Here is a 26,716-nt window from a genome sequence, read left to right as displayed (position 1 = left end):
GCCCTCGGACCCGGACGTCGGCGGGCTTGTCACCACCGGCCGGAGAGCCATCCCTTTTCGGCAGTTCATTTTGAAGATCCACAGCAGGTGCGATCTCGCATGTAGATATTGCTATATGTACGAAATGGCGGACTCCGGCTGGCGCAACCGTCCGAAGCGCATGCCGCGAGACCTTCACCGCCACGGCCGCGAGGATCGCCGAACGCGTTCATACGCACGACCTCGGCAACGTCGAGATCGTGCCGCACGGCGGCGAGCCGATCCGCGAGATCGTCACGCGGGTCCGGCCGGCGAGCCGGCCCTGTCGGAGAAATGCCGGGCGTGCCCGGTTGGCAGGGTGTGCGGAGGCGGTCTTTACGCCCATCGCTATCGGGCAGGCCACGGTTTCGCCAATCCATCGGTCTACTGCGTCGACCTGTTCCGTCTCATCGGGCATATCAAGAACAGGGTCGGAGCCGATCTGGCCCTCCGAACGAAGCGCGGAGATTGAAGGGGCGCGATGAATCTACCCGAGCACCGGATTCCGGCGAAGGTGTTCTCCGAGCTGGCCCACGGCGGTGGTGGCGCCCCCGCGGTCGGCCGTCTCTCCGCCGCCCAGTACAGCAAGCACACGCTTCTCGTACGAGCGGTGGTGGAGACGGCTCGCACGACCGGCCACACGGAGTCGTCGGCCACCCGCCGTGCCTACGATCTGCTCGCCACCGTCCAGCGCCGTCATCCCGGCGCCGTCGACGCCGTGCTACGGCACTCTTCGGTGGGCGCCTGGGCGCGCCGGACGATCAGAATGCTCCGTGCGGGCGACACCCGCGCGACACCGGGACAGCTCTCGGCGCTGGCCGCCGCGGCGGCAATCCGCTCCCGCACGGCCTGCGACATCGACGTGCCCGCGGCGGACGGAGTGGTGACACTGCCGTCACTGGGGCAGGCGATCCTGTCGCCGACCGTCTCCTGGGCCACGGTCGAGTGCGCCGCCGAAGGCGCGGAGGTCACCGCGGACCGGATGATCGTCCGGATCCCCGACGACCCCCGCCGGGACGCGCCGGGGTGGCGGGGCCTGCGCACGCTGTCCGCCGAGGCGGACGGCATACCGCTGCGCCTGGTCATCGACGACCTCGACCCCTACAGGATGCCGGAGACGGCCAACATCGGCGAGCGGCTCAGCGAGGCCGAGACCGAGCGATGGCAGTCGACGCTGCACACCGCCTGGGATCTGCTGGTACGGCACCACCGGACCGTGGCGGAGGAGGTGTCCACCGCGATCACGGTCCTCACACCGCTGATCGCGCCCGCCGGGGGCCAGTCGAGCTCGACCTCCAGGGAGACCTTCGGCTGCGTGGCCCTGTCGACACCACCGGACGCGCTCTCTCTCGCGGTCACGTTGACGCACGAGACACAACACGCGAAGCTCTCGGCCCTGCTCGACCTCGTACCTCTCACCCTCCCCGACGACGGCTCCCGCCACTACGCCCCCTGGCGTGAGGACCCCCGCCCCGTGCCGGGACTCCTTCAGGGGGCGTACGCCTTCCTCGGCGTGGCGGGCCACTGGATGCGCCAGCGCACCCTGGAGTCGGGGGAGGCGGCCCTGCGCGCGCACGCGGAGTTCTTCCAGTGGCGTGAGGCCGCGCGCCTTGTCACCGGCACCCTGCTCACCGGTGGGCGGCTGACCCCTACCGGTGAGAGTTTCGCGGCCGGGATGGCGCGGCGCCTCGACGACTGGTCGCGGGAGAGCGTGCCCGCCCGCGCTCGGGCCATGGGCCTGCGGCGCGCGGACGAGCACCGCGCGCGCTGGCTCGAACGCAACGGCTAGCGCCCGGAGCGGGCCGGCCACGATGTGACGTCCGGCACGCGGGAGTCACGGCCCGCGCGCCGGAACGTGGCGGTCACAGCACGGGCGGGTCGAAGTCGAAGTCGAGCCGCTCGCTCCGCAGAGCCACCTTCGTGTCGGGATGGTCGTTGCCGAGCACCCGCTCGTAGCGCTCGTAGGTGTCGGCTTCGAGCGCCGCGGCCTCCTCCACGGCACCCTCCGCCCGCAGGTCTATGACCAGGTTGTTCGCGCAGGCCAGGGTGAGGGGGTGGTCCGCCCCGAGAAGCTCGCGCAGCTGGACGAGGGTCTCCTGGCCCAGCTCCCTGGCAACGGGGACATCCCCCCTCGCGGCGAAGTCGCTGGCGAGGTTGATCGCGCAGGTGAGCGAGTAGTGGTGTTCGCGACCAAGCGTGCGATCGAAGCCGTCCAGGGATCTGCGGTCGAACCGGCTCGCGTCCTCGATCTCCCCGTTGACCCGCAGGAGCAGCGCCAGGTTCATGTCGCAGCCGAACGTGAAGGGGTGCTCGTCGCCGTATCTCCTGGGGTAGCGAGCCGCGGTGTCGCGCAGCAGCTCCAGTGCCTCGGTGATCTGCCCCCTGGTGCGCTGGGCGTTGGCCAGGCACAGGGCCGCGGCGAGCGTGTCGTGGTGGTCACGGCCGAAGATGCGCTCCTGCCGCTCGTACGTCCGCTGCGCGATCTCGAACGCCTCGTCGGCGAGTCCCGCCCTGCGCTTGGCGATGGACAGGTCCTTGGCCACCCGCAGGGTCCACGGATGGTCGGGCCCCAGCTCCTGCATTCCCAGCTCGTAGGCGTCCTCACCGAGGTCGCACGCCTCGGAGTAGTCGCCCCTGAGCCTGACGATGCGGGCCAGGCCGTTCCGTGACGCCAGCACGAACAGCGAACTCGACTTCGAGGCCGAGGAGGGCTGTTTGGTGTAGAGCACCTTCTGCAGCTCGAACGCCTGCCGGTAGTCGCCGAGCAACATGTAGTCGACGGAGAGGTTGTTCATCGCGCGCAGCGTCCGGCGGTGGTCAGGGCCGAACACCTCCTGGTGCCGGCGCAACGAGTCCCTGTCGTGCTCCAGCGCGGCCGCGAAGTCGCCCAGCATCCTCATGTCGGCGCCGTGGCTGTTGACGAGCAGGAGAGTCTCCTCGTGGTCGGGCCCGAGGGTCGTCCGCATGCGTGCCAGGGTGTCGCGATTGAGCTCGAAGGAGGCCCGGTAGTCGCCGAACTCCCGCAGGACGATGCCGAGATGCCGCTGCGCGGAGAGCACGGCCTGATCATCGCTGCCGCTGTCGGCCCGCCACGTCCGGATGAGGCTTCCCACGAGATCGACCGCCGACTGGTAGCCGCCCGACGAGTAGAGGTAGCGGACGATGTCGAGAGCGAACCCGCGGATGCGGGGATCGCGGCTCTCCTCCACCAGGGAGGGCCTCACGTGACTGAGCAACTCCCCGTACCTCGGCCAGGAGGCGTTGTCGTCGGGCAGGCCCGGTGTCGCCGTCGCCAGCAGGAGGTGGACCTCCCGGCGAAAGGACAGGTGCTCCTCCTCGCTCAGCTCGTCACGCAGGAGCGCCTGGACCAGCCGGTGCACCTGGATCGTCCGGTTCTCCGAGTCGATCCGCACGAGAGCGTAGCGGCCCAGCTCCCTGATGACCTTGCTCAACAGGATCGGGTCGGCGAGGAGCGAGCCAAGACGCGACTCCGACGCGAAATCCTCGGGAAGCACTCCGAAGACGTCGCGGGGAATCGGATCCGGGCCGAAGAAGGCGCAGCAGCGCAGGAGCTCCACGGCCTCGGGCAGCTTCGCCTTGAGCTGGGACACCGACAGTGACCACGCCGCAGTCATGGACAGCGGGTAGTCGGCCGCCTTGTTGGCGTCGAGCAGTTGGACGGTCTGCTCTTCGAGCAGGCTGAGGTACTGCCCGACGGACATCCCCGCCTCCGTCTGCAGGGCCCCCGCCTGCTCCAGTGCGAGCGGGAGGTCACCGAGTTGTTCGGCCAGCCGGTTTCTGTCGTCGAGGCTGGTCGACCTCGGAACCCGTTTGCTGAGGAACTCGATGCTCTCCGCCCGGGTGAAGACGTCGACGGGCAGGGTGTCGACCACACCCTGCCAGGCGTGGTTGCGCGAGGTGATCAGGACGTGTCCCGGGCCCCGCGGGATGATCTCGTTGATGTCCTCGGGCTGTTCGGCGTTGTCGAAGACGAGCAGCCACCGGGAGTACGGTTCGCCGAGGCGCAGGGCGTCCAGCACGGCTCTGGACGCCTCCTCCACCCCCATCGTGGCGGATGACGATATGCCCAGATGCGGGGCGAGCGCGGCCAGCGACGAGCGCACCAGAATCGGCTGATCGGCGGGGATCCACCAGACCAGGTCGTACTCGTGGCGGAAGCGATGGGCATACTCGATCGCGACATGGGTCTTGCCGACCCCCCCGAAACCGTGGAGGGCGTGCGGCACCACCGCGGTGACCTCGGAGGTGACCCCGGCGTGCAGCTTTTCGAGGAGATCTTCACGACCGGTGAAATTCCTGTTCTGCTGCGGGATCTTGCCCCAGATTCGGGGCTGACGTCCCGGCACCCCGGGAATTCCCGAAGACTCTGAAATGGACACCCGACCGCCTCCACTCGCCCGATTCTCGTTCAGCCTAGACTCCCGGCCAGGCCGGGTGCATGGACGGAGAAGTCAGACTCTCATGGCGGCATACCAAACGAAGGATAAGACATGAAGGACTTTCTATCTTTGTGATGCCAAGATAACCGGCTACCCTGGGTTAGAAGTGCTCGGCAAACGTGGAAAGATTACGGTGTAAGTGATGCGCGCGCTGCGAGTGGCTCGCGTGAACAGGCCACGGACAGGGGAGTCCGCATGGGCGAGGAAGTCGCAGGCGAGATCGATTCCATCAAGAGCAATCTCATCGACGTCACCGGACTGAGTTTGACCGACCTTGATCATATAGATAATCCCAGCCTTAAGCGCGCATTAAGGCGGATACTTGAGGACGACAGCGCAGGACCGGCTGCCGGATTCACATCGTCCATATGAAAGATCTTGACTTTCGCGCAGGCATGACGGGAAATAGAGTCCTATAAGGGACCGTTTCCCAATGATCAGGGTGGCCCATGGACGATGTCGACTGGGAACGTTTGATCAACCAGCTCGGCAGGGGCGACTGCGCCCCTTTTCTCGGGGCGGGGGCCTGTGCGGGCACCCTGCCCACCGGCACCACTCTCAGCAACCAGTACGCCCTCCGCTACGGCTATCCGTTCTCCGACTCGGGCGACCTGGCCCGGGTGATGCAGTACGGCGAGGCCGTGGTGCGCGATCCGGTCGACCTCAAGGAGGCGGTCTGCGGCCACCTGCGCTCGCACGGCCGACCTCCCGTGAGCGATCCCGGCGAGCCTCACCGGCTGCTCGCCGGCTTCCCGCTCACGACGTTCCTCACGACGAACTACGACGACTTCCTGGCCGAGGCGTTGCGGGCGGAGGGCAAGGATCCCCACGTCGCCGTCTCCCCCTGGTGGGACGCCGACCCCGGCGCGACCCCCCTCCTGCCGGAGCCGACGGTGGAGCGGCCCGTCGTCTACCACCTCCACGGGAGCTGGGCGGAGCCCGCGTCGCTGGTGCTGACCGAAGCCGACTACCTGACGTACCTCGTCAACATGGTGGACGCCGTCGCCAGCGACGGGCGGCATCCGCTGCCGACCCCGATCCTGCGGGCGATGACCGCCCGGCCGCTGCTCTTCGTGGGCTACAGCCTGCAGGACTGGACGTTCCGGGTGCTTTTTCACGGCCTGGTGCGCAACACACCTCGCAGCAACAAGCGGCGGCACGTGAGCGTGCAGCTCATGCCCGAGGTGAGCCGCCCTGCGGGCGGCACCGGGAGCGCTGGGAGCACCGGGAGCGCTGGGAGCGCTGGGAGCGCGGAGAGCAAGGCCAGACGCTATATCACCCACTATCTCGACCGCTGGAACATCTCGATCTTCTTGGGGACCGCCTCGGAGTTCTGCGCGGAGCTCCGGCGGAGAATGGGACGGACGTCATGACGACCGCGACGCGCGCCGGCGACGGAACCATCCGGCCCTATGTGGGGCCGCGTCCCTACGACCGGAGCGAGCATGCCCTGTTCTTCGGACGAGAACGCGAGGCCCGCGACATCGCCACCATCTGGCAGGCCACGGGCCTCACCGTGCTGTTCGGGGCCTCCGGGGTCGGCAAGACGTCCCTTCTGCACGCGGGTGTCCTGCCCCGCGTGGAGCCCGAGCGCGCCGACGTACTGCCCATCGCCCGCGTCTCACCCCACGGCATCACCTCACTGCGTCCGAAGATGCCCGGCAACCCCTACGTGCTGGCGCTTCTGTCGGCCTGGGTCCCCGACCGGCCGCTGCCCGCGCTGGCGGGGCTCACGATCTCGGACTTCCTGGCCGAACGCCCGGAACGCACCGACAGGTACGGCGACCCGGTGCCCGTCCTGGTCGCCGTCGACCAGGCAGAGGAGCTGTTCGGCGGCCCGCTCGACCGCGAGGAGGACCGCAACGAGCTCCTGCGCCAGCTGGCGCGGGCGGTGGAGGATCACGACGGCCTCCATCTGCTGCTGTCGCTGCGCGAGGAGTATCTGGCCTCCGTCCTGCCGCACGAGCGCCCGCTGGGCCGAGGTTCGCGGGCGCGGTTCCAGCTGCCGCCGCTCACGCGCGCCGCGGCGCTCGACGCCACCACGAGGCCGCTTGAGCGCACCGGCAGGTTCTTCGCCCCCGGGGCCGCGGAACGGCTCGTGGACGACCTGCGCACCGTCCCGATCTCCAACGACGAGGGGCAGACGACCACGCTGACGCTGAACACGATCGAACCGGTCCAGTTGCAGGTCGTCTGCTCCGCGCTGTGGGAGTCGCTGCCCTCCGGGCTCAGGGAGATCAGCGTGGACCACGTGAACCTGCACGTGAACGTCGATCGATTCCTCACCGGATTCTGCGATCGGATGCTCGCGCGCGTCTCGGCCGGATCCGGTGTCACGTCGAGCGAGATCCGCTCCTGGCTGCGCAGGACCTTCGTCACCGAGCACGGGACGCGCAACACCGTCTACGAGGGACTCCACGAGACGGCCGGCATGCCGAACGCCGTCGCCAACGCCCTGGAGGACTCCCACATCCTGCGAGGTGAACACCGGCTGGGTATCCGCTGGTACGAGCTGCAGCACGACCGTCTGATCGGGTCGGTGCGCCAGTCACGGCCCCCGGCGGCCTATCTCGGCGACGCGAGGCTCGCGCTGGCCAGAGAGAGCTGGGAGACGGCCCGCGGCCTCGCGGAGGAGGCGGTCCGCGCCTCGGGGAACGGCGAGACGTGGGTGCGTGCCGAAGCCCTGTTGATCCTGGGAGAGGTGGCGTCGGCGGAAGGTGAGGTGGAGAGCGCACGCGGCCGGTTCGAGGAGGCGGCCGACCTGTTCGCGACGCTGCAGCGGTTCAACGGGGTGGCCTCCGCGCTGACCGGGGAAGGACGGCTCCTGCTGGCGCTGGGACACTACGACAGCGCCGTCGAGCGGCTGCGCGCCGCCCTCTCCTGGGTTCCCAACGACCTGCCGGCGCATCTGGCGCTCGGGCAGGCCCTGTGGCATCTGGGACAGCCGCGCGCCGCCCTCGCCCTGCTCAACGGGGCCTTGGCGCTCGCGGACAAGCCTCCCGCCGAGGCACTCGCGCTGCGCGGCGAGATCCTGGCCGACCTCGGAAAGCCCGCGGAGGCCCTGCGCGACCTGGATCGGGTACGCAGGCACCAGCGACCCGGCACGATCGCCGCCAGGGCGCTCGCCCTCGCCCTGGAGCAGCGGTTCGACGCCGCCCAGCAGGAGATCCTCGACGCCCTCGCCGGCGACTCCGACAGCGGCCCCCTCCTGGTGCGGGCCGCACGCGTCCACGCCCTGCTGGGGCGGCCCGCCCTGTCGGAGGAGTTCGCCTCGCGGGCGCTCGGCGCGGTCACTCCCGGGCTTCCCGCGCATCTGCGGGCGCAGGCCGAGGAGCTTCTACGGAGGACGGCGTGACGTCGTCCGCTCTCGCCGCCTCCCACATGTGGTCGAACTGGCTCACCCAGTAGGTGTACCAGCGTTCGTCGCGGCCACGGGTCAGCTCCAGGTGCATGCGTGAGGAGGTGGACGCGTTGTGGAAGCCGTGAATCTCCACGATGACACGGCCCCTGGGGGTTTCCGGGTCGACAAGGACGAGGCTGAATCCCGGGCTGTAGGAAAGAAGGCGGTATTCGAACCGGCCCGCCGTTTTCCAGCCGCTCATCAACCGTAGGCGTTCCATCGTGCTCTCCAGCGCGGCGGGAAGCCGCTGGACGGGAAACTCGACCGAATCGTCCAGCTGTTTCGCGGCCTGCCGGACCGCCGCCTTCTCCGTGGGGTCGAGAACGACGATCCTGGCGGTTCCCCGCTCCCTCGCGAGGACCGTGTTGCGTATCAGCTCGCAGGTCTGCGCCGACAGCAGGTTGACCGCGGAGGGCGCGAACACGCGCACGTCACGGGCCTGGGCGAGCAGCGAGGAGAGCGGCACCCTGTCGTACACGGAACGGTCGTGCAGAAGGTCGGTGCGCGATTCCGCGGGCTCATCGGTCAGGGTGAGCCGGTAGAGGAGCAGCCCGACCCCGGAGAACAGGGCCGCCCATCTGAGGTCGTCTTCCAGCTTGTCGGCGAATATCGAGAGAAAGGCGAAACCGAAGAGGACGACGGTGAGGGCATACGCGTCGATATGCTGCCGGGCCTTGAAATCCCTGCCGATTCTCTGGATCAGACGCACACCGACCCCCAACTCTTGGGCGCTGTCGAGAACAGCTATGCCCATTGTCCGGGATCGGGACCTCGTAATGTTCGATGTCGTTGGTTCCGGTCGGCCGGGCCTTCCCGCTGGGGAAAGACCCGGCATCCGTAATTCCGGCGACCGGCCGAACCACCCGGAGCGGTGACCGCTCCAGGAGCCGGCTCCGTACGACGGCCGGTCGGATGTGACGGCGGTGTCGGACAGGGTCCGACGGTGTCCTACAGGGTCCTACAGGGTCCTACAGGGTCAGACGGTGGCCGGCTGGCGGCGGCGCTGCCAGAGGGCGTCGACGGCGAGGGCTCCGCCGCCGCTGAGGGCGATGACCATGGTGCCCGCGGTGAGGGCGAGCACGTACTCGTAGCCGCCCTCGCTCACCGAGAAGCCGTTGGAGAGGTGAACGAAGACGAGGGCACCGAGCATGACGAGCGTGAGCAGGAAGCCGAACACGGGCAGGGCCGCGCCCAGGATGAGCGCGATGCCACCCACGACCTCGATGATGGCGACCGCCGGTGCGGAGACGACCGCGAGGGGGATCCCCATGGCGTCGAAGGCCGCGGTGGTCTGGGCCAGTCCCGAGGTCAGGAATTTCTGCGAGCCGTGAAACACGAAGATTACGCCGAGAGCGATCCTCGCCACTAACAGGACATACGGTCTTAGCTGGTCAAGCATTCTGACTCCTCCTGTCATTCGAATTTGTACAAACCATAGCGGTTAGTTCAAATTTGAACAAGCAGTAGAATGTTCCGGTGAGCGACGTGAAATGGCTCAACGAGAGCGAGATGGCCGCATGGATGGCTTATGTGGCCGCGACACACCTCCTGGAGCGACGCGTCGAGGACCAGCTGAAAGTCGATGCCGATCTGACCCACGCCCAGTACGAGATCCTGGCGAAACTCTCCCAGGACCCCGGCGGGCGGATGCGGATGACCGAGCTGGCCAACCGGTTGATCGTTTCGAAGAGCGGCCTCACCTATCAGATCGGCCAGCTGGAGCGGAGAGGGCTCGTCACCAGGGAGGCCTGTCCCTCCGACGAGCGGGGCGTGCTCGCCGTGCTCACCGAGGAGGGCAAGCGTTGCCTGAAGCGGACCGCGCCGGGGCACGTGGCCGTCGTGCGCGCCTTCCTGATCGACCAGCTCACTCCCGAGGAGGTCGAGAGCATGCGACAGATCATGACGAAGGCCGCCGCGGCCATGCGGGCGGCCCCTGCGGGCCCGCTCCGGCCGGGCAAAATCCCAGGGTAAGGCGCGGAACGGACCCATGAGACCGGTTCTCCCTTTCGGCTACGCGGTCGGAGGGAAGACGGAAGAATCCGGTACGGCTCGCGCGGGGGGCATACCGCGCGAGCCGTACCGGATCAGGGCCGCATCACCGGGTCAGGCGGCGGTGCAGCTGACCGAGGAGGGAGCACCGTTACTTCCTGACCAGTTGCCGGTGAACCCGAAGTTCGCCGTGGCCCCCGCGGAGAGGTTGCCGTTGTGGGACACGTTCCGCACCGAGACGCTCGCGCCGCTCTGGGTGTGCTGCCCGTTCCAGAGCTGGGTGATGCTCTGGTTGTTGGGGAAGGACCAGTTCACCGTCCAGCCCGTGAGGGCCGCGCCGCCCGAGTTCCGCACGATCACCTCGGCCTGGAAGCCGCCCTGCCAGGAACTGACCAGCTGGTAGGTGGCCGTGCAGGCCTTGCCGCCGCCCGGAGTGGGAGTCGGCGTCGGCGTCACCGTGGGGGTCGGTGTGGGATCCGGGCCGGGCGGAGCGGCCATGGCCAGGTCGTAGGCGCGCTGCGCGACGAACTGCCCGGCCGCGGCGATACAGCCGTCGGCCTCGCCCGGCAGCTTGATCCACAGGAAGGCGTCGATCATCGAGTCGCCGGTGGCGTTGGTGCTCGGCGTGCCGATCGCCCGTCCCGGCGGGTCACACCACTCGCTGCCCTGCGGGCCGTTGCCGTTGCGGCTGGTGTCGATCACCGCGCGGAGCCTGGAGATCCCGGTGGCGGAGATGATGTTCTTGGCGTAGGGGACCTCGGTGGAGCTCCACCGGTAGTTGGAGACGTTCAGCGAGATACCGTCCGCGCTGTTCGCGATGTCCGCGGCCCTCAGGCGGTTGGCGGCCTCCGACGCCGACAGCCATCCCGAGTGCCCGATGTCGAAGTAGACCTTCGCCGAGGACGAGCCCGCCTTCAGCTTCTTGCCCGCGTACGCCATGGAGGCGTTCGTCTCCTGCTGCTGGGAGGAGTTCATGCAGCTGGTCATGATCGGGAGGACGTCGGGCTCCAGGATGATCGTCGCCGGGCGTCCCTGCAGACCCGCGGCCACCTCGTCGACCCACTGACGGTAGGCCGTGTGGTTGGGCGCGCCACCTGTACTGGCGCCGCTGCAGTCTCGGTTGGGGATGTTGTAGACGACGAGGATGGGGATCTTGCCCGCCGACGCCGCCGCTCCGACGAACGACGACACCTGACCGCGCACGGTGGAGGTGTTGGTGGTGGTGAACCACCGGGCCTGCGGCACGGAGGCGATCCGGGTCCGGATCACCTGCGCCTTGGAGTCGTTGGGATTGGCCGCGACCCACTTGGCGGCACCGGTGTCCGGGTCGACGTAGAACGGGGAATCGGCGGCGGACGCGCCGGAGGCGCCGGCGATCGCCGCACCTGACGCGATCACCAAAGCCGCGCAGAGCGTGGCCAGGATTGATCTTCTTGGCATGGATCGGCTCCTTCGAGGGAGGCATGGGAGCGCTCCCACCATAGGTGGCGCGCCCGTCCCGCTGTAGTCCCCGTCACCGACGCCTCACTTCCCGAGGCGCTGACCTGTGCGAACACCTGTCGTACCGGATGAAAATTTCAGCGCTTCCCCGCCGGGAACCGGCGCAGCGTCGGGCTGAGCACCGTACCCGCCGCGACGAGAGCCAGGCCGATCGCGCAGACCAGTACGGCGGTCGAGCCACCGGCCGTCATGAGGAGGCCTCCGACCATCGGTCCCAGGGCTGCGGCCCCCCCGGAGAAGAGCCCCGCGATGCCGGAGAGACGGCCGCGCAGGTGGTCGGGGGTGACCGTGAGCTGGTAGGTGAGAACCGTGGTGTTCGCGACCGGGGCGAGGAACGCGGCACCGCCGAGGAGCACCCCGAGAAGGATGCCGTTCGGCACGACCGCCATCAGTGCGGTCATCACGGCGGCGACGAGCGGAAACCCGATGATGGTCACGGGCGCCGGGAGTGCCGCGTGCAGGCGGGCCGCGGACAGGGCTCCCAGCAGGCCGCCCGCGCCGATGCACGCCATCGTCAGGCCCACCTCTCCCGCGCTCACCCCCTCACCCGTCATCGCCAGGACGATGATGACGAGCGCGCCGAAGACGAGGTTGGACAGGCCCATCCACACCAGCGTCATCCTGATGACCCGGTGTCCCAGCACCCAGCGGAACCCCTCGGCGACACCGCTCCCGGCCCCCCATCCGCTCGGCGGACCCGCCGCGACCGCCTGTCGCGGCAGGCGCAGGAACAGCAGTGTGAAGAAGGAGGCTCCGAGCATGATCGCATCGACGCCGAAGGGCACCGTGTGGTGCAGGGCGAACAGGAAGCCCGCCAGGGCGGGACCGAGCAGGGTGGCGATGAAGGGCCGCGCGGTGTTGCGGGCGATCGCCAGCGACAGCTGTGACTCGGGCACCACCTGGGGGAGCGCGGCCTGCTCGGCCGGCTGGAAAACCGAGCTGAAGAAGCCCTCCACGGCGGCGACCAGCAGGATGTGCGGGAAACTGTACGTGCCCAGCAGCAGCGTCACGGCCACGCTGCCCATCGCGAGGGCACGGACGCCGTGGCACAGCAGCATGACCTTCTTGCGATCCCACCGGTCGGCGACCACCCCGGCAGGCACGTTCGCCACCATGTGCGCCGTCGCGAGCACCGACGACGCCAGGCCCATGTCCAGCGGCGAGCCCGACATGGCCAGGATGAGCAGCGGGAAGGAGACGAAGGTGATCTCGCTGCCCAGCTCGGAGAACAGCTGACTGGTCCACAGGATGTTGTAGTTCCGGTTGCGGGACAGGCGGACCGGCCCGCCACCGCCCACGTTCCCCGCCGGTACCCGTACGGTCCCCATCTGCGGTGTCAGCCCCCCTCGCCGGGGGCGGCGAGGGCGGCGAGAGCGCTGCCGTCGTCACGCGCCCGCCTGGCCAGCCGACCGGCGACCTGGACGAGATCGACCCCTCCCGTCTCCGGGTCGCGCAGGAACCGGCCGGTGTAGGTGGTGCGCCCGCCCGTGGGTTCTCGCATCGTGAAGCGCAGTCCCTCGAAGCAGGTCAGCTCGAACCGCTCCGCCGCGTTCGTCGTCAGACCGAGCCCGCCCGCGCCGTCCGCGACGACCGTGAACTCCATCTCCCCGTTGACGTACCGGCCCGCGCACTCCGGCGACCCCGGCGTCCGCGGCCCCGGCTCCGGAGGCCGAGACAGGCCACGGCCTCCCACGGCCCGTCCTGCCGGACGCAGCTCTTCCAGCAGGTCCTCCCAGAGCGCCACTCCGGTGGCCGCGTTCGTCGTCAGCGCGACCACGGTCCCAGCGGCCTCTTCGAACCGCAGGTGGCAGGAGGTTCCCTCACCCGTGCCGTCGTGTCCGAACCAGTCGGTCCCGGCGTCGCGGTATATCGCCCAGCCGAGCCCCCAGGAGTCGGCCATGCCGAACGGCCCCGCTTTCACGTCCGTGAGCTGGTCGCGGCGCATCTCGCGGGCGCAGTCACGGTCGATCGCCGCTTGGAGCGAGAGGGCGCCGAGATGCGAACGTGCGAACGTGACCAGGTCGGCGGCGCCGAGGGCGAGCCCCGCGCTCGGCGCCGCCACCTTCGGCAGGGTCTGCCCGGTGACCGGCAGTGGCCGGTCGCGCCCCTGCCGCACGGTGTGCCCGGTCGCCTGCGGCCGGAACCCCGAGGGCGGGCCGACGACGAACGCCGGCGCGATGTCCAACGGCTTCAGAAGGATCGCCTCCGTCGCCTCCCACCAGCTCATCCCGGTGACCACCTCGACGAGGTGTCCCGCCAGGATGTAGCCGATGTTGGAGTAGGAGAAGACGGTCCCCGGCGGATGCACGGCAGCGGACTCGCGGCAGTGCCGGGCCACCCAGCGGCGCCGGACCTCGGAGTGCTCCCCGCCCTCGTCGATGTTGGAGGCCAGCCCGCCGGTGTGGCTGAGCAGTCCCCGCGGCGTCATCCTCCCGCCGGGTCCCACCTCGGGGACGTATTCGGCCAGCGGCGCGTCGAGGTCGATGTCCCCGCCGCCCGCCAGCGCCATCACCAGCGTCGCGGTGAAGGGCTTGGTCAGCGAGCCGAGCGGGAAGGCCGACCTGCGGGTGACCGGTTCGCCGGACCCGTACGTCTCCTCGCCGATCTCGGCGGTGACGGTCTCGCCCGCGTGGTGCACGGCGAGTTGCGCCCCCGGTACGCGATGCTCGCGGGCCAGTCCCGCCAGCAGCGCGGGAAGGTCGATGTCCATGTTCACTCCCCTTCCATCTGGCCGGCGACCCGGTCGAGATGTACGGCGACGGCGCGCAGCGCGGCCACGAGGTCCTCCGCCAGTCCCGTGACCGTGGCATCGTCGTACGCGCCGGCCGCGTGGCTCCAGTCGAACCTCAGCCTGCCGTCCGCCACCGAGGCGGCGACCTCCAGCGGTCGGGCACCCGGCCCGTCGGCGGGCGACGCCGAAAGAAACGAGCGATACAGGACGCTCTCGCCGGGATCGGGCTGCTCGTGAAAGGCGAAGGCCACCCCTCGCCGGTTCCCCCCGGAAGGTTCGGGGGCCGGTGATCCCGCCGGGGTGAGATGGCGCAGCGCTCCATAGCCCAGGCCGTCGCCGGGAACGGCGCGGAGCCGTGCGCGGACGGCCCTGACGATCGCCGGCCAGTCGGGGCTGCCCTCGCCGGCGACACCGGGGACGTCCCTGCGGCCGGAGCCGCCGGGAGAGTCCGGGACCGCGGAGGCTGCGGGAACGCCGCGCGCGCCGAGCACGACGGGGAAGGTGGTGGCGAACCGGCCTGCGGTGCGGGACAGGTCGGCCTCGTCGAAGATCTCCCCTCTGCCGTGGCCCTCCAGCTCGATCAGCACACTGTCACCGCCCGTCCAGCGGCACAGCACCCACGTCAGCGCGCCGAGCAGCACCTCCCCGATCCCCGCGCGGAACGCCGAGGGCGCCGTGCGCAGGAGCAACCGGGTCTCATGCTCCTCCAGGGAGACGGACACGCGCCCGGAGGCCGCGGGCGGCGACGTGGGGACGGGCAGCGGCACGGCCTCGGGCAACGTCGTCCAGTACGTCATCTCCTCGGTGAATCCTCCCTCGGAGGTGTATCCGGCCAGCAGGCCGGCCCAGCGATGGAAGGGGAAGGGCTCCGGCCCCAGGTCCACCGGCGTTCCGGCCGCCCACTGCCGGTAGGCCCGCTCCAGGTCGTCGAGCAGGATCCGCCAGGATCGCGCGTCGACCGCCAGCGGGTGGACCGTGAGGCACAGCCACGGCCGCCTTCCCGGCCCGAGATCGAGCAGCGAGGCCCGTAGCGGCGACCCGCCCGGATCGAGGCCGCGAGCGGTCTCACCGGCCGCGAACCGGTCCACGACCTCTCGCGCGTCCACACCCCGTCCCCCGTCCGCCGCCATCCGCCCACCGGACCTCGTGACCGCGCGCGCACCGGGCCTCTCCGCCTCCCGTGTTCCGGGTCCCGCGACGTCGGAGAGGTCGAACCGGCGTAGCGGGTCGCCGCCGGCCTCCGGTGGCGCGGCGTGCTGCCACCAGGAACCGTCCGCGTACCCGAAGCGCGAGCGCAGCGCGTCGTGCCGTGCCACCAGCGCGGCCAGGGCCGCGCGCAGTCCCTCCTCCGCGGTGTCCTCGGCCAGTTCGACGAGCAGGGGCCGGGCGAGGCGGTGCGGGGACGGCCCGTGCGTCTGGACGAACTCGCGCTGGCCGGGGGTGAGGGGAGCCGGGCCCGACACCCGCGCGCCGGCCGCCTCCCCCGGTCCCGTCGCGGTCGCGAGCCGCGCCACGGTCTGGTTCAGGAACAGGTCCCTCGGTGAGACGCGCAGCCCGGCTCGTCTGGCCCTGTGGATGACCTGCATGGTCAGCAGCGAGTCACCGCCGAGGTCGAAGAAGTTGTCCTCCACTCCGATCCGGTCCACCTCGACACCGAGGACCTCGGCCCAGATCCCGGCCAGCGACAGCTCGGTCGCGTCGCGCGGGGCGACGCGGCCGGCGCTTGAGGCCACCTCCTCGGGAGCGGGCAGCGCGCGCCGGTCGGCCTTCCCGCTCGACGTCAGCGGAAGCTCCTCCAGCGGGACGAAGAAGGCGGGCACCATGTAACCCGGCAGGGACCGACCGGTGTGTTCGCGCAGTTCAGCGGCGGTCGGCGGCGTCTCCCCCGCGGGCACCAGGTACGCCGCCAGCCGCCGGTCGCCCGGTCTGTCCTCCCTGACCACCACCACCGCGGACGCGACGCCCGGGTGTGCGAGCAGGACGCTCTCGATCTCACCGAGCTCGATCCGGAACCCGCGGATCTTCACCTGGTCGTCGACCCTGCCCACGAACACCAGCACGCCGTCGGCCCGCCACCGGACCACGTCGCCCGTGCGGTACATCCGCGCGCCGGCGGGGCCGAACGGGTCGGCCACGAACCGCTCCGCGGTCAGCGCGGGGCGACCCAGGTAGCCGCGGGCCACACCGTCCCCCGCGATGTACAGCTCCCCGGGCACGCCGGGAGGCACCGGCTGGCAGAAGCGGTCCAGCACGTACACCCTGGTGTTGGCGATCGGCACGCCGATGGCCGCCGCCGCGTCCCCGGCCTCGACCGCCGCCGCGGTGGACCAGATCGTGGTCTCCGTCGGCCCGTACAGGTTGGTCACCGACCGCGCCGACCCCGCCAGCGCCCTCGCCAGGTCCGGCGGCAGCGCCTCCCCGCCGACGAGGACGCGCACGTCCCCGAGGACCTGACCGGCCTCTTCGACGGCCGCCCGCCACAGGCTGGGCGTGGCCTGGATGACCGTCACGGACTCCTCCGCGACGACCCGCCGCAGCCGCCGCGGGTCGTGGACCAGGTCGCGCCCGGCCAGGACCACGGCCGCACCGCTGATCAGCGGCACGAACAGTTCCAGGCCCGCGATGTCGAACCCGACCGTCGTCATCGCCAGCAGGCGGTCGCGGGAGCCGAGACCGAACCGATCCCGCATGTCCACCAGGAAGTTGCGCAGGTTGCCCCGGGAGACCACCACTCCCTTGGGCCTGCCGGTGGAGCCGGAGGTGTAGATGGTGTAGGCCGCGCTGTCCGGGTGGAACTCGGGGCGGAACCCGCCGGTGGGGCGGGTGTCCGGCGCGGCGAGGACCTCGGGGTCGTCGAGGGAGACCCGGGGCACCGCCTCGAAGATGTCCGCCAGGGCCTCGGGCTCCGGGCCGCCGGTCAGCAGCAGCGCCGGAGCGGCGTCGCCGAGCACGAACGCCACACGCTCACGTGGGTGTTCCAGGTCGAGAGGCAGGTAGGCCGCGCCCGACTTGAGCACCGCGAGCATCGCCACCACCAGGTCCGCCGTCCGGGGTAACGCCAGCCCCACCAGGGTCTCGGGGCCGGCGCCCCGCGAGCGCAGCAGGTGGGCGAGCCGGTCGGCGCGCTCGTCCAGATCCGCGTACGTGAGCGTGACGTCCTCGCAGACCAGCGCGGTCGCGTCCGGGGTGGCCGCCGCCTGGTCCTCGAAGAGGCGGGACAGGTCGGCGAAAGGCATCTCGCGGTCGGTGTCGTTCCACTTCACCAGCGATCGCTCGCGCTCGGCGCTGGTCAGCAGACGCACCTCGGAAAGCCGGCGTCCAGGGTCGGCCGCGACGGCGTCGAGGAGCATCGCCAGGTGCCTGGTCATGCGCTCGATCGTGGTCTCGTCGAACAGGCCCGTGCTGTAGGCGACGGCCACGGTCAGCGCGCCCCGCTGCTCGTAGAAGTTCACGATCAGGTCGTGGCTGACCTCCCCGCTCGTGACGGGCAGCGCCTCGACGTGGATTCCCGGCAGGTCCGTCTCCCCCGTCGGGGTGTTCTCCAGCACCACCATGACCTCGACCAGAGGGGTGCGGCTGGGGTCCCGCTCGGGCCGCATGACCTCCACGAGCCGCTCGAACGGGACGTCGTCGTGGGTGAACGCCTCCAGCACCGTCGCGCGGACCTGCGAGAGCAGCTCGCCGAAGGAGGAGGACTCCTCCACCCGGGACCTCAGCACCACGGTGTTGACGAAGAACCCGACCAGTCCCTCCAGCTCGGTCCTGTTACGGCCGGAGGTCGCCGTTCCCACCGCGACGTCCTGCTGGCCGCAGTAACGGGCGAGCAGCACCTGTGTGGCGGCGGTCAGGACCATGAACAGGGTGGCGTCGTGCCCGCGCGCGACGGCCCGCAGCCGGTCCACGACCTCGGGCGGTATCTCCATCGTGTGCGTCGCGCCCGCGGAGGCGCGTACGGCGGGCCGCGGCCGGTCCACGGGCAGCGCCGGCGAGACCATCCCGTCGAGCCGCCGCCTCCAGTAGCCGAGGTGCTCGTCGAGTGCCGGCCCCTCCAGCCGTTCCCGCTGCCAGGCGGCGAAGTCGGCGTACCGTACGGGAAGCGGTGCCGGCTCCCTTCGCTCGCCACCGGATCCGGCGGAGCCGTTCGTCTCGATGGAGTAGAAGGCGGCGAAGTCCTCGGCGAGCACTCCCATCGACCAGCCGTCGGTCACGATGTGGTGCATGAGCAGCGCCAGTACCTGGTCGGCGTCGTCGAGACGGATCAGCACGGCACGGAACAGCGGACCCCGCCGCAGGTCGAAGGGGCGTGACGCCTCCTCCTCCAGGCGCCGCCACATCCCGGCCTCGCGCTGCCCCGTCGGCGTCCCCCGCAGATCGACCGATTCGAGGACCGCCCCCGAGGCCGCCCTGGAAACGGGTTCGGAGAGCGGGTGGATCGTCTGGAAGCCCCGGCCCTCGACGTCGCCGAACGTGGTGCGCAGCGACTCGTGCCGCCGCACCAGCCTCCGCAGGGCGGCCGACGCCGCGTCGAGGTCCAGCTCGCCGCGGAGCCGCAGCGCGAGGACCGTGTTGTATCCGGTGCCCTCTGGATCGAACGCGTCGAGGAACCACAGGCGCTGCTGGGCGAACGAGAGCGGGAGGTCGTCGTCGCGGTCCACCACCCCGATCGTGTCCGGCCCGTCGCCGGGGACCCCGGCACGGAGCAGCGGGGCGAGCGTCGCGACGGTCGGCGTGTCGAAGAGCTGCCGGGGTGGCGGCGCCGAGCCGAAGGCGGCCCGGACCCGCGAGATGATCTGGATGCTGAGGATCGAGTCGCCGCCGAGGTCGAAGAAGTTGTCGTCCACCCCGACCCGGGCGAGGTCCACCTGGAGCACCTCGGCCCAGATGGCGGCCAGCGTGCGTTCGGTCGCGTCGCGCGGGGCGACGTACACCGTGCCGGTGTCGGCGGCCCTGCCGGGGTCGGGCAGCGCCCGGCGGTTCACCGTCCCGCTCGGGTTCAGCGGCAGCGCCTTCAGGGTCACGAACGCGGACGGCACGGCGTGCCCGGGAAGGATTCCGGTGAGGAAGGCCTTGAGCTCCGCCGCGTCCACCTCCTCCCCCGAGGGCACCGCGTAGCCGACCAGTCGGAGACGTCCCGGGGCGTCCTCCCAGGCGGCGACCGCCGCGGCGGCGACGCGGGGGTGACGGGCCAGGGCCGACTCGATCTCGCCCAGTTCCACACGGAAGCCCCTGATCTTGACCTGGTCGTCGACCCGGCCCAGGAACTCCAGGTTCCCGTCCGCGCGGCGGCGCACCAGGTCTCCGGTGCGGTACATCCGGCCCTGGCCGCCGGGGGCGAACGGGTCCTTCGTGAACCGCTCCGCGGACAGCTCCGCGCGGTTCCAGTAACCCCGCGCCACCCCGTCGCCGCCGATGTGGAGCTCTCCGGCGACACCGAGCGGCACCGGACGCATCTCCCCGTCCAGCACGTAAACGGGGGTGTTGACCAGCGGGCGCCCGATGGGCACGAAGGCGGCGTCTCCCACGGGGTCGCCGCCGAGCTGGAAGACCGTGGAGTCCACGGTCGTCTCGGTGGCGCCGTAGGCGTTGACGACCACGGTGTCCCGCCCCACCCCGCGCAGCACCTCCTCGGCGTCTCCCGCGGGCCAGCCTTCGGAGCCGACCATGAGGACGCGCAGCGAGTCGAGCCGCACTCCGCGCCGCCCGGCCTCCTGGACGAGGGCTCTGGCCAGCGACGGGACCGTCACCAGGATCTCCGCGCCGGTGCGGGCCAGGATCTCCAGCAGGACGGGCGGGTCCGCCACCGCCTCGGCCGGGCACACTTCCATCGTCCCGCCGAACAGGGCGGACAGCAGGAAGTCGCCGAAGAACAGGTCCACCGACAGGCTCGACACCGACAGGGAGCGTGGCCGCGTACCGGACAGGCCGTAGCGGGCGTCCCAGGCGCGCACCATGTGGTGGACGTTGCGGTGCTCGACCATCACGCCCTTCGGGCGGCCGGTGGATCCCGAGGTGTAGACGACGTAGGCCAGGTCGGCCGGTGTCACGGCGACGTCCGGCGGCGACGCGGGCAGCCGGTCGAGGGCGGCCCGGTCCCGGTCCAGGCACACGACGGACATCGGGTGCGTCTCAGCTGCGAACGAGGACGAGGTGGACGGCGCGAGCCGCTCCAACAGCCGCTCCTGGGTCACCACCACCGGCGCCGACGCGTCCCGCAGCATCGTCGCCAGCATCGCGGGCGGGTATCCGGGATCGAGCGGCACGAACGCGCCCCCCGCCTTCAGCACCCCCAGCAGCGCGACCATCGCGTCCACGCCGCGCTCGACGCACACCCCCACCAACATGCCGGGAGCCACCCCCGTCTCCACCAGGCGGTGGGCCAGCCGGTTGGCCCGCCCCTCCAGATCGGCGAAGGTCAGCGCGTCCTCACCGCAGCTGACGGCGACGGCGTCCGGGGTGAGAGCGGCCCTCTCGGTGAACAGTTCGTGGACGCACCCGGCGGGCGGGAACTCCACGACGGGGCCGTTCCACTCCCCCAGGAACCGCTCCCTCTCGGACGCGGTGAGCAGGGGCAGGTCCGCCACCGGGCTCGCCGGGTCCGCGGCGATCGCGCCGAGGACCGTCTCCAGGTGACCGGCCATGCGTTCCACGGTGGGCTCGTCGAACGAGGCGGGGTCGTACCCCAGTGCCAGGGTCAGCTCCTCCGCCGCGTGGGCGGTGAGGGTGAGCGGGTAGTTGGTCTGCTCGTCACCCCGGTGGTCACGCACGCGCAGCCCGTGCCTGGCCGCCGCGTCGGGGTCGTACGGGTAGTTCTCGAACACCACGACGCTGTCGAACAGGTTGGTGCCCCTGGGCACGTCGGCGCACGCGTGGATCTGCGCCATCGACAGGTACTCGTACTCGCGGGATCCGGCCTGCGCGTCCTGGAGACGCCGCAGCCAGGACGTCACCCGTTCGGCGCCGTCCACGTCGATCCTGACGGGTATGACGCCGACGAACAGCCCGATGATCGACTCCGAGCCGGGGAGCCCGGCGGGGCGGCCGGAGACCGTCGCCCCGAAGCAGACGTCCCGACCTCCGCCGTAGCGGGACAGCAACAGCGCCCACGCGCCCTGCACCAGGGTGTTGACGGTCAGCCGGGCGTGCCTGGCGCACTCGTACAGTCTGCCGGACAGTTCCCTCGGCAGCCGCAGCCGGATCTCCCTGGAGGAGCGCGCTCCGTGTGCCCGCGCCACCGGCCGGTCGAACGGCAGCGGGGTCGGCGCGGTCATGCCCGCGAGCACCTCCCGCCAGTGCCCCTCCGCCTCGGCCCGGTCCTGGCGCGCCAGCCACCCGACGTAGTCCCGGTACGGCGGGCGGGACGTCACCGCCCTCGCGTGCCCGCCGACGAGGGCCGCGTACTGCTCGAACACCTCCGACAGCACGTGCGAGGAGCTCCAGCCGTCCAGCGTCATGTGGTGCGCGGCCCACAGGACCTGCACCTCGGTGCCCGACAGCCGTACGAGGTCCAGCCGGGTCAGCGGAGCGACGCCCAGGTCCAGCCGCCGCTCGGCACGGCTTTCCCACAGCCTCCGCACCGCTTCCCGCCGCTCGGGTTCCGGCAGGTCGCGAAGGTCGTGATGGGTGACGGGGACCCGCACACCCCGGCGGACGACCTGCACGGGCTCGGGGACACCCTCCCAGATCACCGCCGTACGCAGGGCGGGCGTGCGGTCGACGACCCGCTGCCAGGCCTCGGCCAGCCTCTCCGGGTCGGTGACCCCCTCCAGCACCATCGAGAAGTGACCGGCGTAGATGTCGGCGTCGGGCTCGGCCAGCGAGTGGAAGAGCATGCCGCTCTGCATGGGGGTCAGCGGGTAGACGTCCTCCACGAACCGGCCGTCCCCGGCCAGCCTGTCCACCGTGGCCTGGTCGAGCGCGGCGAGCGGGAAGTCGGAGGGAGTGCAGCCGCCCGCGCCCGGCTCCGCGCAGTGTCCGACGATCCCTTCCAGGGCGGACGTCATCCGCGCCGCCAGCGCCTCGACGGTCTCCTCGTGGTGGACGGCGGCGGAGTAGGTCCAGCGGAACTCCAGCTCGTCGCCGTCGACGAACCCGGTGATCTCCAGCAGATGCCGCCTGACCTGCTCGGGGCTCCGCTCGGCGCCAGGGTGGGGAAGCCGCCCGGCGACAAGCCCTCCACGCCCGCCGGACCCGGTGTCGAGCCGCCCAAGGTAGTTGAACCCCACCTCGGGGCCGCGGCCCGCGCCCGGCACGCGGCCGGGCGCGCCGAGGTGGCGCAGCGCGCCGTACCCCAGTCCGTGGCCCGGCACCGCGCGAAGCTGCTCCTTGACCGACTTGAGCGTCTCCCCCCAGCCGGGCTCCGCGGGGAGGCTCAACGCGACGGGGAAGACGGTGGTGAACCAACCGACGGTCCGTGAGAGATCGACGTCGGGGAACAGATCGGCGCGGCCGTGCCCCTCCACCTCGACCAGGGCGGTGTCCTCGCCGGTCCACTCGCACAGCACCCTGCCCAGCGCCGCGAGCAGCACGTCGTTGATCTGGGTCCGGTAGACCTCGGGAACGTCGCGCAGCAGGGCCCGGGTGCTCTCCGCGCCCAGGCGCGCGGTCACGGTGCGCATGGACGCGACAGTGTTTTCAGCGTGCCCGGCGTGCCCGGCGTGCCCGGCGTGCCCGGTGTTCCGGTCGGCGATGTCCACCGGCAGCGCGGCGCCCCCGGTCGCGGCCTCGTCCAGGCGGGTCCAGTGGTCCAGCTCGTGGTCGAGGCCACCCGCCGCCACGTGGTCGGCGAGACGCCGTGCCCACTCCTGGAAGGAGGTCGTCTTGGCGGGGAGCCGGACGTCGTGGCCCGCCTCGGCCTGCCGGTAGGCGTCCTCCAGGTCGGGCAGCAGGATCTGCCAGGAGACGGCGTCGACCACGAGATGGTGGGCCACCAGGAACAGCCGGGGACGGCGCCCCTCGCCGAGCACGAAGAGCAGCGCCCTGAACAGGGGGCCGGTGTCCAGCCGGAATCCCTCCTGCGCGGCCAGCACGGCCTCGCGCATCCGCGCCTCCCGGTCGGCGTCGCCGATTCCCGACAGGTCGATCCGCCGCAGCGGGTCGCCGTCCTGCGCGGTGGCGTTGTACTGCCGCCACCGGCCGCCCTCGCGCACGACGCGCAGGCGCAGGGCGTCGTGGTGGGCGAGCAGCGCGGTCAGGGCCGCGCGCAGCGCCTCCTCGTCGGGTTCCTCGGCGAGTTCGAGGAACACCGCCTGGTTGAACCGGTCCACACTCTCGGTGAGGTTCTCGAAGAACCAGTGCTGGACGGGGGTGAGCGGTACCTCCCCCGACACCGTTCGCCGCTCGGCGCGCCGCGGTTCCTCCGCGACCGCCTCCGCGGCCAGCTCGGCGACGGTCTGGCGCAGGAAGGTCTGCTTGGCCGTCACGCGCAGCCCGGCCTCGCGGGCGCGGGCCACGACCCGCAGGCCCAGGATGGAGTCGCCGCCGAGGTCGAAGAAGTTGTCCTCCACACCCACCCGGTCCACACCGAGCAGTTCGGACCAGACCTCGGCGAGGATCCTCTCGGCGGGCGTGCGGGGCTCGACGTAGCGGGTCCCGGCCTCGCGATCCCCGGTCGGCGCGGGCAGCGCCCGCCGGTCCACCTTGCCGTTGACGGTCACCGGCAGGCGTTCCAGTACGACGAACGCCGAGGGCACCATGTGCTCGGGCAGCGTGGCACGCAGGAAGGCGCGCAGCTCCGCCAGGTCGGGGGCGCCGGAGGGGGCGGGAACGAGGTAGGCGACCAGACGCCGGTCGTCCCGGGCGCCGGACCTGACCGCCACCGCCGCCTCCTCCACGCCGGGGTGCCCGGCGAGGACGGCCTCGACCTCGCCGAGTTCGACCCGGAAGCCTCTGATCTTGACCTGGTCGTCGGTGCGGCCCGCGTACTCCAACTCGCCGCCGGGCAGTCGGCGCGCACGGTCGCCGGTGCGGTACATGCGGGTGCCCGGCGGGCCGTACGGGTCGGCGACGAAACGTTCGCCGGTCAGCCCGGGGCGGCGCAGGTACCCGCGGGCCAGGCGGGGCCCGGCGAGGTACAGCTCGCCGGGGACCCCCACGGGCACCGGCCGCAGCCGCTCGTCCAGCACGTAGGCGCGGACGCTGCGAAACGGGCGGCCGATGGGCACCGTCCCCGTGCGGCCGTCACCGGGGGTGAGCGCCTGGGTCATGGTGGCGCCGATCGTGGACTCGGTCGGTCCGTAGCCGTTGAACATCCGCCGTCCGGCCGACCAGGTCCGCACCAGCCCCGGAGGACAGGCCTCGCCCGCGACGACCAGGACCGTACCGTCGGGGACGGCGTCGCCGGGCAGCACGGTCAGCGCGGTCGGGGGCAGGGTGAGGTGGGTGAGCCCCTCCCTGGCGATCAGCTCGGCGAGCGGAGGCCCGGGCGCCCGCTCCTCGGAGGTGGCGACGACCAGCGTGCCACCGGACAGGAGAGCGAACATCAGCTCCCAGAAGGCCCCGTCGAAACTGAAGGAGGCGAACTGCAACACCCGCGTCCCCGGGCCCGCGCCCAGTCGCTCGCGCTGGGTGAGCACCATGTCGTACAGGCCGGTGTGGGGGACCGCGACCGCCTTGGGGCGGCCGGTGGAGCCGGAGGTGTAGATCACATAGGCGGGATGCGCGGGGTTCTGGCGGATCTCCCCCGTCCGGTCCGGAGGAGCCGCGTGCGCCAGGGCGAGGGCGGTCTCCGGCGCGTCCAGCACGAGAAGGGGAGTCCCCGCCGGCAGCCGGTCCACCTCCTCCGCGGTGGTCAGGGTGAGGATCGGCTCGGCGTCCTCCACCATCGTCCGGACGCGTTCCGCGGGGTAGTCCAGGTCGAGCGGCAGGTACGCGGCACCGCTCTTCAGGACGGCGAGGATCGCGACGACGGTCTCGGCCGACCGGGGAACGGCGACCCCGACGATGCGTTCCGGCCCGGCGCCCCGGCTCGCCAGCAGCCGGGCCAGCCGGTCCGCCCGTTCGTCCAGTTCGCCGTAGGTGAGGCTCCGCCCGGCGTGGACGACGGCGACGGCCGAGGGGTGAGCCGTGACCTGCTCGGCGAACATCTCGGAGACCGTACGCGGCTCGGGACCGCCGCCCTCGCCGCACCACGTGTCGGTCAGCAGGCGGTACTCGGCGGCGTCCAGGAGGGGAAGGTCGGCGATCGGCCGCTCGGGAGCGTCCGCGATCGCCGACAGGAGCGTCAGCAGATGAGCGGCCATCCGCTCGGCGGTCTCCGCCTCGAACAGGTCCGTACCGTACCCGAGGTGGGTGACGAGCGCGCCGTCGCGCTCGTAGAAGTCGAACGAGAGGTCCATGGGCGCCACCAGCACCGGCGGGCGGATCTCCTCGACCTGTACGCCCGGCAGCTCGACCCTCCCCCCGGGCGCGTTCTGCAGGTTGACCGCGACCTCGGCGAGCGGGAGCCGGCTGGGGTCGCGCTCGGGCCGCAGGGCCTCCACGAGTCGCTGGAAGGGCACCTCGTCGTTGTCGAAGGCGTCCAGCACGGTGGAACGGGCCGTACCGAGGAAGGTGGTGAACGGCACGGACTCGTCGACCTGGCAGCGCAGCACCAGGGTGTTGACGAAGAAGCCGATCAACTTCTCCAGTTCGACCCGGTTACGGCCGCTGGTCGCGGTGGCGACCGCGACGTCCCGCTGCCCCGAGTAGCGCGCGAGCAGGATCTGCACCCCGGCGACCAGGGTCATGAACAGGGTGGCGCCGTGCCCGCGGCCCACCTCCCGCAGCCGCGACACCACGTCGGAGGGCACCTCGAAGACGTGGGCCGCGCCCGCGGAGGACCTGACCGGCGGCCGCGGCCGGTCGGTGGGCAGGTCGAGCGGGGCGAGCCCGTCGAGCCGCTCGCGCCAGTGGGCGATCCGGCCGTCGAGCGCCGTGCCGGACACGCGGTCCCGCTGCCAGGAGGCGAAGTCGGCGTAGCGCAGCGGCAGCGGCGGCAACGGCGACGGCTCGCCCCTGATCTCGGCCGCGTACAGCGCGTTCAGCTCGTCGGCGAAGACGCCCATGGACCAGCCGTCGGTGGCGATGTGGTGCGTGCTGAGGGCGAGCACGTGCTCGTCGGGGCCGAACCTGAGCAGGCCGGCCCGGAACACCGGCCCCCGGCGCAGGTCGAAGGGGCGCCCCGCCTCCCGCAGCAGCCACTCGCGCAGCGGGGCCTCGCGGTCGCCCCCGTGAGGTACGCGCGCCTCGGTGACCTGGATCGGCACCGGCGCGGCGGGACGCACGGTCTGCACGCCCAGGCCGTTCACCGAGTCGAAGGTGGTGCGCAGCGACTCGTGCCGCTCCACCAGGCGGTCGACGGCGAGCCTGAGCACGCCGACGTCCAGGTCGCCGGTGAGCCGGAGCACCAGAGGGACGATGTACTCGGCGCTCTCCGGCTCCATCTCGTACCTGAACCAGAGCCGCTGCTGGGCGGGTGACTGCGGCGACGTCCCTCCGGGCGGGGTGCGCGGGATCTCCTCAACCTCCGGGGAGGCCGGGCTCTCACCGGCCAGCCGCCGTCGCATCGCCTCGCGCAGGTGCGCGGGCAGGGCGGCCACGCGGCCGTCGCGCGAAGAAGGGGCGTTCATGGCGTTCTCCCTT

General features: G+C 71.4%; 12 protein-coding genes. 5 read left to right on the top strand and 7 right to left on the bottom strand.

Annotated elements, in window-relative coordinates; all coding sequences use genetic code 11:
* Positions 1-499: 499 nt before the first annotated feature.
* The gene (locus ACIBH4_RS02465; RefSeq protein ID WP_362512102.1) at positions 500-1,807 is read left to right on the top strand and encodes an HEXXH motif domain-containing protein; all 1,308 of its coding nucleotides are present in this window, start codon (positions 500-502) and stop codon (positions 1,805-1,807) included.
* Between the two features lie 73 nt (positions 1,808-1,880).
* Here the strand turns inward: ACIBH4_RS02465 and fxsT are convergent, their stop codons facing one another.
* Entirely contained in the window at positions 1,881-4,418 is a 2,538-nt protein-coding gene (fxsT, locus tag ACIBH4_RS02460; protein WP_362763350.1) for an FxSxx-COOH system tetratricopeptide repeat protein, read from the bottom strand.
* A gap of 255 nt (positions 4,419-4,673) precedes the next feature.
* Here fxsT and fxsA point away from each other — a divergent pair, with 255 nt between their 5' ends.
* The 3 genes from fxsA (at position 4,674) to ACIBH4_RS02445 (ending at position 7,833) form a co-directional block, all read left to right on the top strand.
* On the top strand, positions 4,674-4,850 hold the full coding sequence (fxsA, locus tag ACIBH4_RS02455) for an FxSxx-COOH cyclophane-containing RiPP peptide (RefSeq protein WP_362512096.1): 177 nt from the start codon (positions 4,674-4,676) through the stop codon (positions 4,848-4,850).
* Positions 4,851-4,927: 77 nt separating this feature from the next.
* On the top strand, positions 4,928-5,851 hold the full coding sequence (locus ACIBH4_RS02450) for an SIR2 family protein (RefSeq protein WP_362763352.1): 924 nt from the start codon (positions 4,928-4,930) through the stop codon (positions 5,849-5,851).
* The gene (locus ACIBH4_RS02445) at positions 5,848-7,833 is read left to right on the top strand and encodes a tetratricopeptide repeat protein (protein WP_362763355.1); all 1,986 of its coding nucleotides are present in this window, start codon (positions 5,848-5,850) and stop codon (positions 7,831-7,833) included. Before ACIBH4_RS02450 ends, ACIBH4_RS02445 begins: the two co-directional genes overlap by 4 nt.
* On the opposite strand, the gene ACIBH4_RS02440 is transcribed toward ACIBH4_RS02445, so the two are convergent.
* Both ACIBH4_RS02440 and ACIBH4_RS02435 read right to left on the bottom strand, forming a co-directional pair.
* Positions 7,769-8,587, bottom strand: coding sequence for a hypothetical protein (locus ACIBH4_RS02440; protein ID WP_362763358.1), 819 nt, complete (start codon positions 8,585-8,587; stop codon positions 7,769-7,771). The two genes, ACIBH4_RS02445 and ACIBH4_RS02440, sit on opposite strands and share 65 nt — an antisense overlap.
* 267 nt (positions 8,588-8,854) lie before the next feature.
* A complete protein-coding gene (locus ACIBH4_RS02435) occupies positions 8,855-9,277 on the bottom strand; it encodes a DoxX family protein (protein ID WP_362512084.1) in 423 nt (140 codons plus the stop codon).
* 77 nt (positions 9,278-9,354) lie between these two features.
* Here ACIBH4_RS02435 and ACIBH4_RS02430 point away from each other — a divergent pair, with 77 nt between their 5' ends.
* Positions 9,355-9,849 (top strand): MarR family transcriptional regulator, encoded by a 495-nt coding sequence (locus tag ACIBH4_RS02430; RefSeq protein ID WP_362512081.1) that lies wholly within the window; start codon positions 9,355-9,357, stop codon positions 9,847-9,849.
* Positions 9,850-9,981: 132 nt separating this feature from the next.
* Here ACIBH4_RS02430 and ACIBH4_RS02425 read toward each other — a convergent pair whose 3' ends face one another.
* From ACIBH4_RS02425 to ACIBH4_RS02410, 4 genes are all read right to left on the bottom strand, one after another.
* Complete coding sequence (locus tag ACIBH4_RS02425; RefSeq protein WP_362512078.1) at positions 9,982-11,307, bottom strand: glycoside hydrolase family 6 protein; 1,326 nt, start codon at positions 11,305-11,307, stop codon at positions 9,982-9,984.
* A gap of 137 nt (positions 11,308-11,444) precedes the next feature.
* A complete protein-coding gene (locus ACIBH4_RS02420) occupies positions 11,445-12,695 on the bottom strand; it encodes an MFS transporter (protein WP_362512075.1) in 1,251 nt (416 codons plus the stop codon).
* Between the two features lie 8 nt (positions 12,696-12,703).
* The gene (locus tag ACIBH4_RS02415; RefSeq protein WP_362512067.1) at positions 12,704-14,077 is read right to left on the bottom strand and encodes a serine hydrolase domain-containing protein; all 1,374 of its coding nucleotides are present in this window, start codon (positions 14,075-14,077) and stop codon (positions 12,704-12,706) included.
* A 2-nt stretch (positions 14,078-14,079) separates the two neighbouring features.
* A complete protein-coding gene (locus tag ACIBH4_RS02410) occupies positions 14,080-26,703 on the bottom strand; it encodes an amino acid adenylation domain-containing protein (protein ID WP_362763361.1) in 12,624 nt (4,207 codons plus the stop codon).
* Positions 26,704-26,716: the final 13 nt, after the last annotated feature.

This window comes from Streptosporangium sp. NPDC050284, from assembly GCF_044459525.1.
In the GTDB taxonomy this organism is placed as follows: domain Bacteria; phylum Actinomycetota; class Actinomycetes; order Streptosporangiales; family Streptosporangiaceae; genus Streptosporangium.
This window is presented reverse-complemented; position numbering and strand designations above follow the sequence as displayed.